Source organism: Bradyrhizobium sp. 197, assembly GCF_023073375.1.
In the GTDB taxonomy this organism is placed as follows: Bacteria; Pseudomonadota; Alphaproteobacteria; order Rhizobiales; family Xanthobacteraceae; genus Bradyrhizobium.
Window position 1 is genome coordinate 1 of the sequence record NZ_JADPJJ010000144.1, and the last position, 17,857, is coordinate 17,857.

Annotated in this window: 10 protein-coding genes and 1 pseudogene; 4 read left to right on the forward strand and 7 right to left on the reverse strand. The window is 59.7% G+C overall.

The genetic code is table 11. The annotated features are described in order from the left end of the window. Positions 1 to 563 precede the first annotated feature (563 nt). The 6 genes and pseudogenes from IVB27_RS33235 to IVB27_RS33260 form a co-directional block, all read right to left on the reverse strand. A pseudogene (locus IVB27_RS33235) lies at positions 564 to 1,911 on the reverse strand (IS5 family transposase). A gap of 328 nt (positions 1,912 to 2,239) precedes the next feature. Further along, positions 2,240 to 3,604: an HlyD family type I secretion periplasmic adaptor subunit gene (locus IVB27_RS33240; RefSeq protein WP_247447005.1), complete on the reverse strand. Its 1,365-nt coding sequence runs from the start codon at positions 3,602 to 3,604 to the stop codon at positions 2,240 to 2,242. A gap of 18 nt (positions 3,605 to 3,622) precedes the next feature. Next, positions 3,623 to 5,443, reverse strand: a complete 1,821-nt coding sequence (locus IVB27_RS33245) for a type I secretion system permease/ATPase (RefSeq protein ID WP_247447006.1) — start codon at positions 5,441 to 5,443, stop codon at positions 3,623 to 3,625. Positions 5,444 to 5,455: 12 nt separating this feature from the next. Further along, positions 5,456 to 8,086, reverse strand: coding sequence for a hypothetical protein (locus tag IVB27_RS33250; protein WP_247447007.1), 2,631 nt, complete (start codon positions 8,084 to 8,086; stop codon positions 5,456 to 5,458). Between the two features lie 73 nt (positions 8,087 to 8,159). Continuing rightward, a complete protein-coding gene (locus tag IVB27_RS33255) occupies positions 8,160 to 8,711 on the reverse strand; it encodes a hypothetical protein (protein WP_247447008.1) in 552 nt (183 codons plus the stop codon). Positions 8,712 to 8,843: 132 nt separating this feature from the next. Next, the gene (locus IVB27_RS33260) at positions 8,844 to 9,455 is read right to left on the reverse strand and encodes a sigma-70 family RNA polymerase sigma factor (RefSeq protein WP_247447009.1); all 612 of its coding nucleotides are present in this window, start codon (positions 9,453 to 9,455) and stop codon (positions 8,844 to 8,846) included. A gap of 786 nt (positions 9,456 to 10,241) precedes the next feature. Between IVB27_RS33260 and IVB27_RS33265 the strand changes: the two genes are divergently transcribed. The 3 genes from IVB27_RS33265 (at position 10,242) to IVB27_RS33275 (ending at position 14,234) form a co-directional block, all read left to right on the forward strand. Next, positions 10,242 to 10,436, forward strand: coding sequence for a hypothetical protein (locus IVB27_RS33265; protein ID WP_247447010.1), 195 nt, complete (start codon positions 10,242 to 10,244; stop codon positions 10,434 to 10,436). Positions 10,437 to 10,586: 150 nt separating this feature from the next. Further along, the gene (locus IVB27_RS33270; protein WP_247447011.1) at positions 10,587 to 11,837 is read left to right on the forward strand and encodes a beta-barrel domain-containing protein; all 1,251 of its coding nucleotides are present in this window, start codon (positions 10,587 to 10,589) and stop codon (positions 11,835 to 11,837) included. A gap of 3 nt (positions 11,838 to 11,840) precedes the next feature. Continuing rightward, a complete protein-coding gene (locus IVB27_RS33275; protein ID WP_247447012.1) occupies positions 11,841 to 14,234 on the forward strand; it encodes a peptidase domain-containing ABC transporter in 2,394 nt (797 codons plus the stop codon). Positions 14,235 to 15,244: 1,010 nt separating this feature from the next. Here the strand turns inward: IVB27_RS33275 and IVB27_RS33280 are convergent. Continuing rightward, on the reverse strand, positions 15,245 to 15,412 hold the full coding sequence (locus tag IVB27_RS33280) for a hypothetical protein (protein ID WP_247447013.1): 168 nt from the start codon (positions 15,410 to 15,412) through the stop codon (positions 15,245 to 15,247). A gap of 791 nt (positions 15,413 to 16,203) precedes the next feature. Between IVB27_RS33280 and IVB27_RS33285 the strand changes: the two genes are divergently transcribed. Beyond that, entirely contained in the window at positions 16,204 to 17,709 is a 1,506-nt protein-coding gene (locus tag IVB27_RS33285; protein WP_247447014.1) for an adenylate/guanylate cyclase domain-containing protein, read from the forward strand. Positions 17,710 to 17,857: the final 148 nt, after the last annotated feature.

Here is a 17,857-nt window from a genome sequence, read left to right on the forward strand (position 1 = left end):
CCCCTTTCGTCGAGCAAGCCGGGAAAGCTACCTGGCGCGGCCGATCAGTCGACCTCGCATCCGTGCCATCAGGGTAACATTTGCTGATGCGGCAATACGAGGGGTCAAAGTTGCAAGCCGATTGACACCGTAACTGACTGCAAGTCCTACGGACGGTAGGAAGTCATTGAATTCGGGTGGTGTCCGGGTCTCTAGGGGCTCCCCAAAAGCGCTTACCCAGACATCCGCTGAGATCGACGATATGCGGTTCGATCTGACTTCCGCTCATGGCCGTAGCCGGCTTTCTACAACTCATGCCTGCTAGATGGGCCGGCGGCGTCGCCCTATCTACGCCCGGCACCACTGATAAGCTTTCAGCTATTACCTTATCAGTTGGCCAACTGACTGCGTTTCGTATGATAGCTTCTCAGTCGGAAACGCGGTCGAGTATTGCGGGTCATCCGAGTTTAGAGCAGCAACTCGATGGAGGGAGAGAGCCTGGCCTCGAACCTTCTCCGCTCCATCAAAGGACGCCCATCTCAGACTGGGGTTAAAACCAAATAATTTTGTGAGGTAGTCGTCCGTTAAGAAGCGGAATTGAGCGGGGCCGGACAGGCGCGCGTGCGCCAGAGCTGGGTCAGGAACAGGCACAAGAGTTCTCTGAGCCAGGCGAGGATGCGGCGGAAGTTGTGGCCGACGGCAGAGAGGATGACGTTGGCCGCATCGCCAGCGCGGCCTTTGAGATAGCAGCGGCCGAGGTGGCCATCGGTCTTCAGGTGTCCGATGATGGGTTCGATGGCGGAGCGGCGGCGCAGCTCGCGCTTGATGACACCGAAGACGCCGCGCTTCTGGCCAGAGATGAAGATTCGGCGGGGATTTTGTGTGTCGTGGCCGCGGTATCCCTTGTCGACATAGGCCCGCTCGATCGCACAGCCGGTGAGCGTCTCGGTGCGGTCGATGACGTCCCGCAAGGTGTGACCGTCGTACGGGTTATCGGGCAGCGCCCTGACGTGCAGCACGAACAGGCCACCGGGAGCACGGCGGTTGTTGGTGACGAAGGAGGCTTCGACACCGAACTCGTAAGGCGCGGCTGCTTTGCCCTTGCCGATGCACTCCACCTCCGGGGCGTGGAAGGAATAGAGCTTCCAGCCGCGCTGGCGCTGCTGCTGCGAGCGGATCTGCGAGGCCCGGCCAAGCGGGAGGGCGAACGCGTTCTCGATCACGGTCTGACCTTCGATCTTGCGGCGGATATCGCGGATGATCCGGCCCAGTCGGCTGCGCAGAATGCGCAACTGCCGCTGATGCCGCTTGAATTGCTTGGCATGGGCGTAGCGCCCCGCCATCATTGCCGCGGTCTTGGCAATGCGAAGATAGGACTGCCGCAGCCTGACCCCGTGCTTCCTCGCCAGTCGATTGAGCCCCTTGATCGCCGCGTGCAGCAGCTTGGCATCGGTCGGGAAGGTGATGGCCTTCGGCTGCACGGTGGTATCGACCGTGACCCGCTTGAGGTCCTGGCCGCGTAACGCACCGGCCTCGTGCGCCACCCGCAAGCTCTCGGCCAGCAACAGCTCAAGCTTGTCGCCGAGCCGCTTGCGCCAATGGCTCAGGTCCGAGCGCTCGTGCGGGAACGCGTGCTGAAAGAACACTTCGCCGGTGAAGTACTGGAAATACGGGGTCGTGGACCCAACGCTCGCACACCCCCTCATCGGACAGGCCGTAAATGTGCTTGAGCAGGAGTAGCCCGATCACGAAGCGGGTTGCGATGCCCGGCCGACCGTTCTCGCTATAGAGCGGCGCGATCTCGCCGTCGATCCAGTCCCAATCGACCTTGCCGGCAAACTGAACCAGCTCGTGCTTCATATTGATGATCTGGTCCAGCTTGGCCCGGAACAGATCGCCCGATCCCGTCGTCCTGTGCTTCTTCGGTCGCATCGCCACCTCCGATGCGACGAGGGAATCATGACTGGCGATTCGACGGAATCCTGAAAATCAAATTGCAAGGTTCCGATGCCCCAAGCATCAAAACCCTGCAATCGCAAAACAGTCCACAACGACAAATGCGATTCTAGCTCAATCGCTTAGCCGCTCTTCACGGACGACTAGGTAAGGCGTCCCGGGAAGGACCGGCCGTCATTCTTGCGCTTCGCGGGTTTATACGCGATGGCAACCGGGTTGCTGAATGTCAGTGCCCTGATCCGAAAGGCTTGAGGGCACCGTACTCGCGAGTGCTCAGCATTGACGTCCAAAATGCTCGCTCTCTTCAGGTTTCGCGGAACGCGCGCGAGAAGCTGTCGAGGAAAGGCTTCATGATGTACTCGAAAAACGTGCGCTCTCCGGTCTTAATGTAAACGTCTGCGGGCATTCCGGGCGTCGGGATGAATTCAGGCATTCGCCTGAGAATATCGTCCTGGTCCAGGCGCACCCGAACCACATAGAATTCCCGACGGGTGTCACCGTCGGGACGGGTTTCGGTCTTCCCCTGCATTTGCTCCGACAAGGCGTCCGCTGACACGTAGATGACGCTCGCCCCCACCATGGGTGTGACGCGCTGGTTGAGCGCCGACAGTCGTACCAGCGCCTCCTGACCTACGCTCACATGCGAAATGTCCTTAGGATTCACATGTGCCTCGATGAGGCGCTCGTCCCCGATCGGCAGGAGCTCAAGGATCACGGCACCAGGAGAGACGACGCCGCCCGGTGTATGGAAGTTGTTCTTCACCACAATACCTCGGACCGGCGAACGGACATCGACCCGATCGACCACATCCTGAGCGGCGCGAATCTGCTCCTCCGCATCGTCCAGCTCCGCCTCGGTCTCGCGCAGCTCCTTGATCGCGTCCCGAAGCACCGCCGCGTGGAGCTGCGCTATTCTTTCGTTCGCCTGAGCGATCCGCTCCTTCGAATCGGCGATGCGGCCGAGATACTCGCCGAGGTCGCCCCCGAGACTCGCCTCTGAGCGTCGCAACGCTAGCACATCCGACTTGCGGACCAACTGCTGACCAAGAAGCGAATTCTTGTCCTTCAGCTCTTCGGCGAACAAGGCAATACGGTCTTTGGTGGACTGCACTTGCGCCTCATATCCGCGGATGCTTTCCTCCAGCCCAGCGATTTGCTTTAAGAGTACGCTTTCCTCGGCCACCCGACTGGCCCGGCGTGCCCAAAGTTCGGCACGTTGCCGATCAAGAATCGCTTTGATTTCCGGATCACGCGCGCTCTCGCTGAATGCAGCCGGAGTTTCGATTGCGTCCGAAGAGCTCATTTCGGCTTCTAGACGCGCCTTCATGGCGAGCAGTCGATGCTTCTTCAAAACCAGCCGTTTCAGCTTGGCGTTGGCAGCGGTATCGTCCATGCGAACGAGGATCTGGTTGGCCTCGACGACATCCCCGTCCTTGACTGCAATCTCGCGGATGATGCCGCCCTCGAAGTGCTGGACTAGCTTGTTTTGCCCGGTAGCCACGAATGTGCCCGAGGCGACGACCGCACTATTGAGTGGGGCGACTGCGGCCCAAACGCCGAAACACCCTAGCCAAACAACAAGGATGGCGAGGCCGGTGAAGATGGGCCATTTGGCGCTCAGAGGAACACCGCGGTACCACTCGCCGATGTCGTCCTTTACCGCTCTCATGCTGTCCTCCCGCGCCGGTCACCCGCCCGAGGATTCGATGCGTTGCGGCTGCTCCGGCTCATCTCCGCCGGCCCTGCCGGGCGACCGAACCAGGCGATGCAACACGTCGCTCGGAGAGCCGAATGCTTCCGCGCGTCCGGCCCGCAGTATGAGTACTTTGTCCACACTGTTCAGTAGCGCCGGTCGCAGGGTTACGACCACCGCGGTGACCCCCCGCCTCTTGGCGCGCTGCAGGGTCTCGGTCAGAGCCTGCTCGCCCGCCGCGTCGAGATTCGAGTTGGGCTCGTCGAGCACGACAAGGGACGGATTACCGAAGAAAGCCCGGGCGAGCGCGATGCGCTGTTTCTGTCCTCCCGAGAGGGGCCCACCGCCGCGATCGAGCACGGTCTCGTATCCTTGCTTCAACTGGCAGACCATGTCGTGAATGCCCGACAACATCGCCGCCTCATAGATGCTCTCGTCGGGCAAGTCGTCGCGCATGCGGCAGATATTCTGCTTGATGGTCCCGGGAAATAGCTCGACCTCCTGGGGCAGATAGCCGCTATATTCCCCGAACTGGCGGCGATCCCAGTTGCGCAGCTCTGTTCCGTCCAGCCTGACTTTCCCGGCTGTCGGCACCAGACAACCCACCAGAATGCGCGCGAGAGTCGACTTGCCGGATCCGGACGGTCCGACGATGGCCAAAGATTCTCCGGGCGCGAGCTCAAGCGACACACCATTGAGCACCGGCTCCTTCGAGGCCGGCGGCAGATACAAGACCCGATCAACGCTCAGGCGCCCTTGCGGTCTGGGCAAGCGCAGCTTGGGCGCCTCGCGCTGGAATGACTCGACCGCCTGCTTTACGCGGGCATAGGCCGATCGCGCCTGAACGCAGCTGCGCCATCCCTCGATCAAACCCTCGAGCGGCTGCAGAGCGCGGCCGGCGATGATCGAAGCCGCGATCATCATGCCCCCGGTGATCTCGGCGTGGAGGGCCAGATAGGCGCCGGTGCCGAGGATCGTGATCTGGGCCACGAGCCGGACGAACTTCGACGCACCGCTGATCCAGAAATTCCGATCAAGGGCCTGGCTCTGCACCGTCAGCGCTGGCGCCTGGCGGCGCCCCCAGTGGAGAATGCTTTCGCTCAGCATTCCCATCGCATTGATCACTTGCGAATTTCGCGCCAGGGACTCGGCCGCCGCATCGGCCTCGGCGGCATGCAGGCCTGCCTCGCTCAGACGCTCCGAGGTCGCTTTCTGGTTGATCAGCGCAATCAGTGCGAGCGCCAAGCCCGATACGACCGCGATCCAGCCCAGATGTCGGTGAACGAGGAATATGACTCCGAAGTAGAGGGGCGAGAGTGGCGCGTCCATCAGTAGAAGCATGATAGGGCTCGAGATGAAGCCCCGCACCTGGTGAAGACTGCGGATCGCCTGGATGGTTCCGCCCTCGCCAGCCCTGGCGTTGTTGATGCTGCTCGCCAGTACTGCGCCGCCAAGCACCGCTTCCATCTTGGTCGCAAGACGCCCCAGCACCTGCCGACGCAGAATGTCCACAATCGAGAGGATACCGATGAACGTCAGCGCGAGAGCCGAGAGCATCAACAGTGTCTCGAGACTGCGGCTCGTCAGCACACGATCGGATATTTGAAAAAGGTAGATCGGCAACGTGAGCATCAGCAGATTCACAACGACCGAAAATGCCGCGACCGCTATCAAGCTAGTGCGCGCGACCGAACGCCAAGTGGCCAGTGCGTTGACAGGTCCGACATTGTCGCGGGCCTGGTCGTTGGATACGACGCGAAATTGAGCTCCGGACTGGTTGCGCGGCGTATCGTCCAGTGTCTCGACAGCTGTCATGTTTGCCTCCTACTAGAGGATGGCATCGTGAGTTCCAACGTGATCGATCGGAGTACTATCCACGCTGTCGGGAGGCGGCGGCGCGGGTTTTTGGACATCGGCGGCCACCGGCGCCGAAATGTCTTGAGCCGATACGGCGTCCGACTGAGACACGGCAGTCTGGGGGGGCGCGATGTCGCTGCTTAGAGCGACGCCATAGTCTGTATACTGGGTTCCGTTGAACAGCGGATCTGCCGGAGGCGGTGGCGCATCGTTCAACGCGATCACATCGCCCGCGACGGCGGTTGTCGCAGCATTCGATGTGTCCGTCACAACGTTCTCCGGGGCACTGGTCACGGATCCCGAACTCTCGATCGATGCGTCAGTCGTGGCGGCGAGCGTCGAGTCGGCCGATCCAGGAGTTTGAGCGCTGCTGGTGTCCGGCGCGGCCGGCTGTACCGGCTCGGTCGCAGGGCTGCTGAGCGAATCTCCGGCGCTGGCGAGCACCGGCTCGCTCGTGTCCGCGACCGGCGCCGCACTCGCCGAAGCATCGCCAGCCACACTGCCCGTGTCGGCCGGATGCGACAGATCGCTCGGCGCATCGGTCGGAGCGGCAGCCGTTGTGGCGAGCACCGGCTCGCCCGTGTCCGCGACCGGCGCCGCACTCGCCGAAGCATCGCCAGCCACACTGCCCGTGTCGGCCGGATGCGACAGATCGCTCGGCGCATCGGTCGGAGCCGCAGCTGTTGTAATGAGCACCGGCTCGCTCGTGTCCGCGACCGGCGCCGCACTGACCAAAGCATCGCCAGCCACATCCGGGGGCTGTGGTACATCACCAGGCGTACCGTTCTCCGTAACCAGTGCCGACTCCGCGATCTCAAGAGCAGGCGCCGAACTATTAAGGGTGTGAACACCGGTGCTGTCCGATGCAGCTGTTTGCGACAACGCGGTCGACTGACTCTCTGAACCCGTCGTCGGGCCAACCACCTCGTTGCTCAGCGTGCCCATGTTGTCGGCCAATGTCGTGAGCGTCGGCTGTGCCGCCTCGACAGGCGCAATCGTTTCAGCCACGTCGCTGGGCAGGGTGCTGACGGTGTCGGTCGCCGTCGCGAGCGCCGGCGGCACCGCGGCCTCGACCGGCGCAATGGTGCCGGCCGCGTCGTTGCTCAGCGTGCCCACGTTGTCGGCCAATGTCGTGAACGTCGGCTGTGCCGCCTCGACCGGCGCAATCGTTTCAGCCGCGTCGCTGGGCAGGGTGCTGACGGTGTCGGTCGCCGACGCGAGCACCGGCGGCACCGCGGCCTCGACCGGCGCAATCGTTTCAGCCGCGTCGCTGGGCAGCGTGCTGACGGTGTCGGCCAATGTCGTGAGCGTCGGCTGTGCCGCCTCGACCGGCGCAATCGTTTCAGCCGCGTCGTTGGGCAGGGTGCTGACGGTGTCGGTCGCCGACGCGAGCACCGGCGGCACCGCCGCCTCGACCGGCGCAATCGTTTCAGCCGCGTCGCTGGGCAGGGTGCTGACGGTGTCGGTCGCCGTCGCGAGCGCCGGCGGCACCGCGGCCTCGACCGGCGCAATGGTGCCGGCCGCGTCGCTGGGCAGGGTGCTGACGGTGTCGGTCGCCGTCGCGAACGCCGGCGGCACCGCCGCCTCGACCGGCGCAATCGTTTCAGCCGCGTCGTTGCTCAGCGTGCCCACGTTGTCGGCCAATGTCGTGAACGTCGGCTGTGCCGCCTCGACCGGCGCAATCGTTTCAGCCACGTCGTTGGGCAGGGTGCTGACGTTGTCGGTCGCCGTCGCCACCGCCGCCTCGACCGGCGCAATCGTTTCAGCCGCGTCGCTGGGCAGGGTGCTGACGGTGTCGGTCGCCGTCGCGAGCGCCGGCGGCACCGCGGCCTCGACCGGCGCAATGGTGCCGGCCGCGTCGTTGGGCAGGGTGCTGACGGTGTCGGTCGCCGTCGCGAACGCCGGCGGCACCGCCGCCTCGACCGGCGCAATCACTACCACCACGTCATTGCTCAGATCGCCGACCATTCCAAGCAGAGGAAGGGAGGTGACGATCGACGGGGTAAACGAGTCGCAAGGTACATTAGACCAAATGGATTCGAGCGTTGACCCACCGGGCAATTGAGTGCTTCCGAGGTCGGAATCCGCTGTCAGCGAGTTGACGCAATTGACGCTACTAACGTGGGCCGAGGTGTGAGCATGGTGCTTGCAAAAATCGGCATCTTCGCCACCTCCGCCCCCATCCCCCCAGCTCGCAGCGGCCACTGCTTCGCCACGAGCTGTGCTCGGTCTGGGCGCGTCTTCATGCGGCTCCGCCAGAAGCCCGGTCGGATCGAGCTGAGCCGCATGCGTCTCCAACGAGGTGGCCCGCCCTTCGGGCCTTTCAGTCTCCGCGCCCGGTTTCGCGGGATCGCTCGCAGGGAGCTCCTCGTTCGTCGCTTGCGGCCCCGCACCTGCCCGAGCGGCTGTCGCGTCTTCTTGCTCGGCCAGCGCGGATTTGAACGGGGCGGCAAGAAACTCTTCGCAGGCAATCAGCGGGGCAATGAAGAATGACCAGGTCAAGAAACTGAAAGAGCCGGATCGCTTGTCAGCACGCTGCACTCCGGCTTCGAAAATCTTCCGCCCTTGGTCGAACAGTTCGCGCTTTTCTACCTGGTGCATGACCGCCGCCCTTCTCGTTCAAAAACCACTCTCGCCCGGCAGCTTTCACTGCCAAGCGAGTCTCTTCGGCATGTCAGGCGTCCGTGTCGTGCGACGTATCCGTCGCCGTGTCGAAATGCCCTACGTCGAAGTAATCCGTTGGGCCCATCAAACCGATGGCGTATTCGAGCGCATCGTCGGAAGACATCGAAGCGAGCGCACCGTGTATGTCACCCGAATGATCGGGACCGTGCGAGCTGAAATCACCCGGGAAATCACCATGGGAGAAGTCGCACTTGGCCAGCACTTCACCAGGACTGCGATCGGTCTCGCCCCTGCCGCCGTCGTCGTAGTCTTTGGGCTGGTATTCGCCGTCCTTGGCGTCCTTCCAACCACCATCGTGCTCTGGGTAGTCACCCTTGCCGTCTTTCGGGTACGCGGCAATGCCGCTAACTTTGGAATGATTGTCCTTGCCGTCGTCGGTTCTCAAGAAGTCGTCGTTACCGCTGTGATCGTCATTCCACTTTGACAGCTTGCCGTGACCGCAGTCGTCGGGCTTGGTTGACGTAGATTCGTCGGATGGGACGCGGGTTCCCGCAAGCTTTAACAGCCCGGTAATGCTTGCAACGCTGCTCAGGAAAGACATTGTTTCGCTCCTCGCTCAGGCGACGAACAAGGCACGTGCATCATGCGCGCGCCCTGCCTGGGCACCACGCCGTCACTCCTACTGTCGCCGAAGCACGCCTTTGGATGCAGCGGCAAAAAATAAGTTCACGCCTCATTCGAGCTGCCGGCGCATCGCCACGAGCTCTCGCCGGATCCACGCCTTGACGGTTCCTACGGGAACCCGGAGGTATTCGGCAATTTCCTCGTGCGTGCGCCCGTCAACGATTGCCAGAAGCAGGCTCGCGCGGCGCTGTGGCTCGAGTTGATCGAGTATGGTTCGCAGCGTCATACTGTCTGGGATACAGGACGCAGGGTTCGGAACGGGCCGCTCCCGCGCGCAGATGGCATTCAATGCGTCGTCCTCGAGCGCGAGTTCGCGCCTGGCGCTCCGCCGCATCTTGAGCGCCGTGTTGCGGACAATCGCGTAGATCCAGCCCCGGGCAGATCCGCGTGCAGGATCGAAGTTTTTCGCATATCGGAGAATCTGCGCGAATGCGTCGTGGATGACGTCCTCGGAGCGGGATCTGTCGTGCACGATACGGTGCGCCATCGCGCGCAACTGCTCCCTTTCCCGGGCGTAAATCTTGCCGACGGCCGATCGCGATCCGGAGGCGCACTCAAGCAGAGCTGTTTCGTAATTAAGAGCCGTCTCGCAATAGCTATCATGCCGCGCTGCGCCGGGGCGAATCTTTGCCTTCGTTAAATGGACGCATTGATGGGGCATGGTCGAGTCACCCCGGTCCTATCTTCACGCGCAGTGCCACTGCCTGCTAATTTAAACACCCTGCATTTAAATGTATTTCAATTATCTCTTTTAAAAAAATACGAAATCGGCTGTCGGCGAACTCAAGTCAGCAGCAGCGCCTTCGTTCCCGAAGTTTTCAAACTTTTTTGCCAATCGCCAAGCCGCGACGGTGGCGGACCATAACGCGTCGTGCTCGCTTGCCAGGTCGAGGCGCTGAGCAGCGACGCAACTCCTCGGGCCGCCTTCGAAGATGGGAGGCTTCAACACGGGCGCAAAGTCGCATCTATAACTTCGGGGCATGCATCGGATCCGATTTCCTTGATATGCCGTGTAACGCCATCAAGGGTCATTCGGAGCACTTTCAAAAAAGCTAAATTCCAACCCTTCACTTTCCTGCCTCTATCCAACCCGCCTGCAATGCGATCAGCTGGAAGCTTTGTCGTGCCAACAGGCGCGGCGACTGGCGCCATCGAAACAAACTAAAGCGCACCTTGGATCGAGCTCCGCCCCATGGCGTCCCAGCGCGCTTTCCATCTCCGCCGCACCGAACTGATCAGAGTCCAACTCACTATGACGAAACCGCACTGGCTCCTCACTGTAAGACACCTTGCATACGACGTTGCACAATCACGATGCAAACAAGCGTCAAACACGTGTCGCACAGAAAATTTATGCGACAGTGCATCCAGATTGGTCTCTTGCAACTAGTGATGACGTGGCAACCGTTACATCACCGTTCTGCCACTACATCGAAAGGAGACCAAGATGCTAGAGATGACCACTTTTACTCACCCGATCGAACTGTCTGATGAAGAGCTCGACCTCGTGGCCGCAGGCAACGGCGGCTGTGGCTGCCATGATGGCGGATCACTGATCAGAACTGGCGACATCAATGTTCTCAGCGGAAACCAAGTTCAGGTAGGCGTGCTGTCCAACCAATCCCAAACCTTCGTGGGATAAGGGCATGATGCACCGGCGAACCGCTTCTCCATAAGGGGGAGCGGTTCATCGGTATACATCCGCGTCTTGCTGTGGCGGAAAGATACTCCGCGCAGCGCTTAAATATGAAGCAGCGCTTAAATATGAATAAGAGCACAGCAAGGTGCGTCCATGGCGAGTCAGCCAGCTCTATTTCGCAAGGAAGCTATCGACTTTTTGCGCCAGCGCCACAGCTGGGGTGAGGTCGTACTGCTGCAGCCGCTATCAAGCACGCTCCTTAGCTGGAGCCTGGCTGCGCTCGTTGGAGTCATCTTGTGTTTTCTATCCATCGCGCAATACGCGCGCAAGGAGACCGTGTCCGGGTATCTCACGCCGACCTCCGGCACAGCTAAGATTTTCGCACCACAACACGGTTTCATCAAGGCGATACAAGTGAAAGAAGGGCAAGAGGTTGCGGAGGGTGACCCGCTCCTGACCGTAGTCACTTCCCAAATCACCGCCAATGGCGATGACGTCAATTCCACCGTACTTGCAGTGTTGGCGCAGCAACGCAATGTGGTGGAGCGACAGATCGATGCGGAAGATAGCCGAACCGCCTCGGAACAGGATCGCCTCGCTGCCACGATCAAGGGGATCGAAGGAGAAATTGTTCAACTCGAGGACCAGCGAAGCATCCAAAACGAGCGACTGAAGCTTTCCGAGAGTTTTGTATCGACGGGTGCAAAGCTAACCGCAAGCGGTGCATTGCCAACGATTGAGCTGAAACGCCGCGAGCAGGCTGCACTTGAGCAAAAGCAGAGCGTGGTGTCACTCGATCAGCAGATCACCGCGCGACGCACCCAATTGACAGATGCTCGGCATACACTCGAGCAACTTCCAACTGTCGCCGCAGAGAGGATTCGAGTACTGCGTAATGATCTCTCCTCGATCGAACAGCGCGTGGCCGAGGTGAACGGGCGGCAGGCTTACGTTATTAAGGCGCCAACGGGTGGGCGCGTGTCCACGCTGCAGGCGACTGTTGGCCAGATCGCTGATCCAAGGCATATGCAGCTCGAAATAATTCCCCTTGATGCGCACCTGCAGGCGGAGCTGTTCTTTCCGACACGCGCGTTTGGTTTTGTGCGCCCCGGCCAGCAGGTTAGGATACTTTACGATGCATTTCCTTATCAGAAATTCGGCACCTACCGCGGCAGCGTGACAAAAGTCTCTCACACAATCCTGACCGGCAACGAAACGACCGGGCCGATTACCCTCAAGGAACCGGCTTACCGTGTGACTGCGGTTCTCGAACGGCCCGACATCGACGCCCATGGCCGTAAGATGCCGCTTCAGCCGGACATGCTGCTTAGGGCCGACGTTATTCTTGAGCAGCGGTCCCTCATGAGGTGGCTGCTTGACCCGGTGCTAAGCGCAAGGATGTAGCGCATGCAGGGACTATTGAATTTCAGCGGACGCAGATTCCTCCCGCTCATCAGGCAGACGGAGGCGACGGAATGCGGGCTCGCATGCCTCGCAATGGTCGCGTTCTATCATGGTCATCGAACTGACTTGAACACACTGCGTCGCCGGCATCCAGTGTCCCTAAAAGGTGTCACTCTCCGCGACCTTATGGAGATAGCAGCTCACCTGGGGCTGGCATGTCGACCGCTGCGAATCGAGATCGGCCACCTCTGCCAATTGCGCCTACCGGCTATTCTGCACTGGGACATGGCTCATTTCGTTGTACTGAAAGCGTATAGGAAGAAAGGGATCGTGGTGCACGATCCGGCAGCCGGCGAAAAATGGTTTCCCCTCACTGAAGCATCTAGACATCTCACCGGGGTCGCGCTCGAACTCTCGCCCACTGAAGAGTTCTGCCGCACAGACGAGCGAGTACGATTGCCGTTCTCGATATTCTGGAGCGGAATGAACGGCAACACTCATGCCCTCGCCCAAATATTGGTTCTGTCAGTAGTCATCGAAATTCTTCTCCTAGCCGCCCCTTTCTATATGCAGCTCACCGTTGACGAGGTCATCGCGAGAGGGGACGTCGATCTCCTGGTCGTACTCGGGCTAGGGTTCGCTCTCCTTCTCCTGATACAGGTCGGGTCGACCGCTACCCGCTCGTTCACTATACTTGTTCTGCAAAACACGTTGAGCTTTCAAATCGGCGCCCGGCTGTTCCATCATCTGGTGCGTTTGCCACTCTCATTCTTCGAAAAGCGGCACATCGGCGACATCCTTTCTCGCTTCAACTCGATCGAGCCCATTCGCAACGTGCTCGCGGAGGGACTGATCACGGGGTTGATCGACGGTCTCATGTCAGTGTTAATGCTGGCGCTAATGTTCACCTACAGCGTCCAACTCGGACTTGTCGTACTGCTGGCGTTCGCGTTGTACGCCGCCTTGCGGCTCGCTCTTTTCGGGCTGTTCCGGCAACGGAGCGAAGCGGCCATTCACAGCAAGGCAGACGAGAACTCCGCCTTCATCGAAACCGTGCGAGCGGTGCAGAGCGTAAAGTTACTCAACCGAGAGAACGAACGGGAGAGCCAGTGGCTGAACCGCTATGCTGCGTATATAAATGCCAACGTGCGGCTTGGTCGTGCAAGGGTCAGCTTCAAAGCGATGAACGACACGATATTCGGGTTGGAGAACGTAATCACGATCTACCTCGCCGCTCGCCTCGCACTAGACAACCTCATCACGGTTGGCATGATATTCGCGTTCGTCAGCTACAAGCTGCAGTTCGCTGGACGGACAGCGCTGCTGATCGAGAAGCTGGTGGATGTCCGCATTCTCGGGCTGCACCTCGAGCGTCTCGCCGACATTGCGCTCACCCCGATCGAGAAGGGGCACGACCGGGACCTGTCATATGTCCGACAGATGCGCGGCGCGATCGAACTGCGCAACGTGTGCTTTCGGTATGCAGAAAGAGAGCCTCTGATTCTTAATAACGTCAACCTATGCGTTGCTCCGGGACAATTCGTGACGATCATGGGACCCTCAGGTTGCGGCAAGTCAACCCTTGTCAAAATTATGCTTGGGCTGCTTGAGCCAACGAGCGGAGAGGTCCTGATCGACGGCCTTCCGCTGGGCCAGATCGGACCGCGCGCTTATCGCGAGCAAATTGGCGCGGTGATGCAGGAGGATCAATTGCTGTCGGGATCGATTGCCGACAATATCTGCTTTTTTGACACAACATTCGACCTGCAAGGGATGATCGAGTGCGCGCGGATTGCCGGCATCCACGACGACATCATGGCAATGCCGATGAGCTACAACAGCCTCATCGGTGACATGGGAAGCTCGTTGTCTAGCGGGCAGAAACAGCGAGTACTGCTTGCTCGCGCGCTCTATCGCCGACCAAAGATCCTGTTTCTGGACGAGGGCACGGCCCATCTCGACACCGAGAAGGAAAAAGAAATCAATGCGAATCTCCGGCACCTAAATATGACGCGCGTGAGCGTAGCGCACCGACCCGAAATTACCCAGGGAGCCGATATCATCTTCCATCTTGCCGCGGCGGCCGGGGCGTTTCAGGTCGGAATGACGAGCCTCAGACCAGAAGCGGGGCCTGCGCGAGATGTCGCGGTCACCGAGTTTTCCGAAGGTGCGAAATCGGTCGAGACCGCGCACGGACACGATGACTGCCTCGTTGACGCCACGGGCGATTGCTCGAAGCGCAATAATGGCTGGAAGGACGCCGAGGACGACGACTGCCATCCACACAAGGACTACTGCCAGCCGCGGAAAGAGTGCAACCCCAAGCCGTCTGACGACTGCGGCAAAGGCGACAACCCGGGTGAAGCGCTGGCCAAGATCGACTTCTCACGACGCTGATTTCGGCTCGCGATATGCACTGCGCACTCGCTTCGATGTCGTCCGACGACGCTCGGAGGTGCCATGGGCCGGCCAAACGCGAGACTGATTAATACCGTGATGGCCAGATTCTGGAGGGCAATCGAGATAATGGCCGTTGCCACAGAAGATGGGGCTTGCGCGCACCAAGTTGGGCTCCACTCCCACCAACCTCGGTCTTGCCATTAAAGATCACCATACAGACCGCTTCTGGAGTTGGGCTGCGAAAGGCGTCCCCGCCGCACCTTCAGCATGCGGTTGCGAATGGCCAAATTTGCGCGACGGTGCATCCGGATTGTCAGCTTCCGACTAGAAATAACATGGCAACCGCTACGACTCACGAATGTATAGTTGTTGACGCCCAGGAAGAGCACGCGAAGGTTCAGAGGTAGCCATCGAATAGCGGACATCCGGGATCAGCAGTCGGACCAGAGGCCAAACCTTCGGCAGAGATTGGTCGGATCGGTCAGTTAACGGATTAGTAACGGCTTCTTGCCAGCCTATAACTATTGCAGATCGTCGCAGCAGCGACTTCAGAATCATATCGTCTCTCTCAGTTCATACCTGCTCGGTTGGCAGTCTCATCAAGGGACAAGTCCGCTATGTGCAAGGGAATTCTGATTTCGCTTATTGCGCTATTCTTTTTGCTGATTTGCGATCAGTTCTGGTCAAACGGCCGCTATACGGATGTTGCCATCGTCATGGCGAAGCACATCAGTCGCTCTTTCGGGGTCTGATGCAGCTAGTTTCCACGAGCTCGAAATGACTGACGCAGTTACTCTTGACGCATTGAACAAGAGAGAATGCCCGGATTGCTGGTCCAGAAGAATGTCATCTGGATTGCGGGTTGACATTGCGGAGCACTTGGAGTGCCTCGCCTGTGAGGCACGGTTTTACGTTGCTCCGCGACCTCCACATGCCAAGGTCTTCATCCGACAATAGGCCTGCGCGAGGATCAAAATGCGCTTGCTATGGATCAACAGCGCCTGCCGTCATTGCCGACTGCCTGCTTGCAGCCGCGGCAGATCGTAAAGCTTGCGTTTTAATGCCTCATCTTCTTGTTCGACCAGGTGCTGCGCCACGATGCTATCCGCCCTCGAATTGGGCTTGGAACCTCTTGCTACGCGGGACTTCATGGTTCGCGCCGCATAACCCGACATGTCATTATCGTCGAACCGTGCCGACGCTAAAGCCATCGTAGTCCACGGCTGGGCTGAGGACCGACGAAGGCGCACCGATCACTGGTGTAGACCAAGCCTTGTCGGACGCTCCCGGCGGGAGAGCGTCCGTCCGCGATAACGGCCCGCCATTGGTCTTTGCCGAAGGCCTCAAATTTTTGGCGAGCGCTCGTGGCGGCGACACTTTAGCCCGCTGCCGTTGTCGGCCAAGCGTTCTTAGGGGTGGCCGGAGGCGCCGGCTCCTATTCAGTAGAGGGCGGAGCAAGCGAAAGCGGCGGAGCGACTAAGGTCCGGCCTCTGGGCGCTGCCCTGCAACCAAACGCCAGCAGACACGATGCCAAGACCAAGAGCGTCACGCTTTTCATCCGCGTCCTTCAAACGGCTTTGTTTGACCCGTTGACGCATGACCCTCCGAGCCAAGCTAATGACTATCTAGCTCATATGGCGATCAATGTTGACGGAAATGGGCGGGAGGGGCATCTGCCCGGGCCTTGAGCTCATTTCATAGCGTAGCGCCGACGGCCCGCTCTAGACTTCAACTCCAGAACCGCGCTGCACCGCTCTCATGGACATGTTGGACGGAGACCAGACATTGCCTATTCGATCAAAGTGTCGCATTGCCGACTGATACAGGCCAATAGAGCTGACTTTTCTTATCCGGCTCGGTTCGACTAAAACAATTGGGCAAAAGAGCGTCCGCTTCGATTGTCGCGTGGCTAATCGAATGGCCGACCAACCAGTATTGCCGGCATGGAGCGAGGTATCATACTGATATGCAAGGGCCCTCCCCAGTCAACGAAGACCTCCTGAGTCAGCGCCTCATAGAGCTCGGGTCGGCAGCGAGCTGGGCGCCGCGGATCCTTCCGGATCTCGCAGGTTTTATTCACGCCTCCGGCGACTATGATCTCTTTCGCGTCAATCCTATCCAATACGCGACTGCCAACGGCCTAAGTGACGCCGAAGGAATCGAGCTGTTTGTGCACGCCGCGAAGGTTGGCCTATTCGAGATGGAGTGGCTGCTCATCTGCGCCTACTGTCCGCAGGTCGCAGGCACTTTTCGTGAGCTAGACCAGGTTCATCCACGTTTCCAATGCGAATTCTGCAACGCCCTCAATGAGGCGGCCCTTGACGACTACATTCAGGTCACCTTTACCGTCTCGAGTTCGGTTCGCGACATCATATATCGTCATCCGGACATGCTGTCCGTCCAGGACTACTATCTGCGTTACAACTTCTCCAAGGACTTCAAGCCCCCGCACGGAATGACACACGAGCGACTCGTTGCGGCACTCTCGCGGGGATTTGCCGATATCGAGGCGGGTCAGCGGTTGAACTTGGAATTCGACGTAACAGCCGGCCGTTTCGAGCTGCTCGATCTTAGCCATAAGCTTCTTCTGGTTTTCTTCGCGAACGGTGAACCGGCGGAGCGCCAGGAAACGCTGGTCCAGCTCGAATCGGGCCGGTTCGTAGTTGCGGATCGGCCCACTGGGCCGAGGAATATGATTCTTGGCGACGGACGCTTTGCATTTCGACAGACGGCCGATCTTAGCCCAGGCAAACATATTATCCAGATTGAGAACCGCACCAAGGATCGAGGCCGCTTCTGGTTTCTCCAGTACCCTTCCCAGTTCCAGCCCCATCTGGTCGAGTATGAGCCGTTTCTTTCCGGTAAGCGATTGTTGCTCACCCCCTGCTTCGGCGAACTCTATAAGACCCAACTGGTGGATGAGCGCGATAGTCTAGCCGTTTCCGACATCACCTACCTGTTCACTGATCTAAAGGATTCGACTTCGCTGTACGAAAGCATCGGCGATGTGAATGCCTACTTTCTCGTCCGTCAGCACTTCGACATCTTGAATAAGATAATTAGGAAGCGATCTGGCACGATCGTGAAGACGATCGGTGATGCAGTCATGGCTGGCTTCGAGCGTCCACAGGATGCCGTTCTTGCAACCGTCGAGATGATCGAAGAGCTGTCGCGATTCAACAAAACCGCTTCGCAGCCGCTAGGCCTTAAAATCGGCGTGCACAGAGGCAGGGCCATAGCCGTAAGGCTCAACGACCGGATCGACTACTTCGGACAGGACGTGAATATCGCCGCCCGTGTGCAAGGTCTAGCCGGTGTCAACGAAATATGCCTGACAGAAATGGTGATGGAGGCTCCCGGAGTCAGTGACATCGTCAAAGGATGCCCGGCGTCGCGCGACTACCAGAACTTGAAGGGCATCGGGCAGAAAATGGAAATACATCGGATCAAAATTCCTCCGGCGCAGAAATGAACGACCGCGCGCGTCCTGCGCAGCGGCAGACCGGATCTCGGCTGCCGGTTTGTGCGCCGATTTCGCGCTGCGGCGGTGGGTGCCTGTTTATCCCGGGCGGACGACGCCACCAGGCATCAGCGTGTCTGCGTTCCCAAGCCGCGGGATC

Bases quoted from the DNA above. Each gene is read 5' to 3' on its own strand.
- IVB27_RS33255 (WP_247447008.1), bottom strand. From the start codon at position 8,711: ATGTCTTTCCTGAGCAGCGTTGCAAGCATTACCGGGCTGTTAAAGCTT.
- IVB27_RS33285 (WP_247447014.1), top strand. From the start codon at position 16,204: ATGCAAGGGCCCTCCCCAGTCAACGAAGACCTCCTGAGTCAGCGCCTC.
- IVB27_RS33260 (WP_247447009.1), bottom strand. From the start codon at position 9,455: ATGCCCCATCAATGCGTCCATTTAACGAAGGCAAAGATTCGCCCCGGC.
- IVB27_RS33245 (WP_247447006.1), bottom strand. From the start codon at position 5,443: ATGACAGCTGTCGAGACACTGGACGATACGCCGCGCAACCAGTCCGGA.
- IVB27_RS33270 (WP_247447011.1), top strand. From the start codon at position 10,587: ATGGCGAGTCAGCCAGCTCTATTTCGCAAGGAAGCTATCGACTTTTTG.
- IVB27_RS33240 (WP_247447005.1), bottom strand. From the start codon at position 3,604: ATGAGAGCGGTAAAGGACGACATCGGCGAGTGGTACCGCGGTGTTCCT.
- IVB27_RS33265 (WP_247447010.1), top strand. From the start codon at position 10,242: ATGCTAGAGATGACCACTTTTACTCACCCGATCGAACTGTCTGATGAA.
- IVB27_RS33275 (WP_247447012.1), top strand. From the start codon at position 11,841: ATGCAGGGACTATTGAATTTCAGCGGACGCAGATTCCTCCCGCTCATC.
- IVB27_RS33280 (WP_247447013.1), bottom strand. From the start codon at position 15,412: ATGTCGGGTTATGCGGCGCGAACCATGAAGTCCCGCGTAGCAAGAGGT.
- IVB27_RS33250 (WP_247447007.1), bottom strand. From the start codon at position 8,086: ATGCACCAGGTAGAAAAGCGCGAACTGTTCGACCAAGGGCGGAAGATT.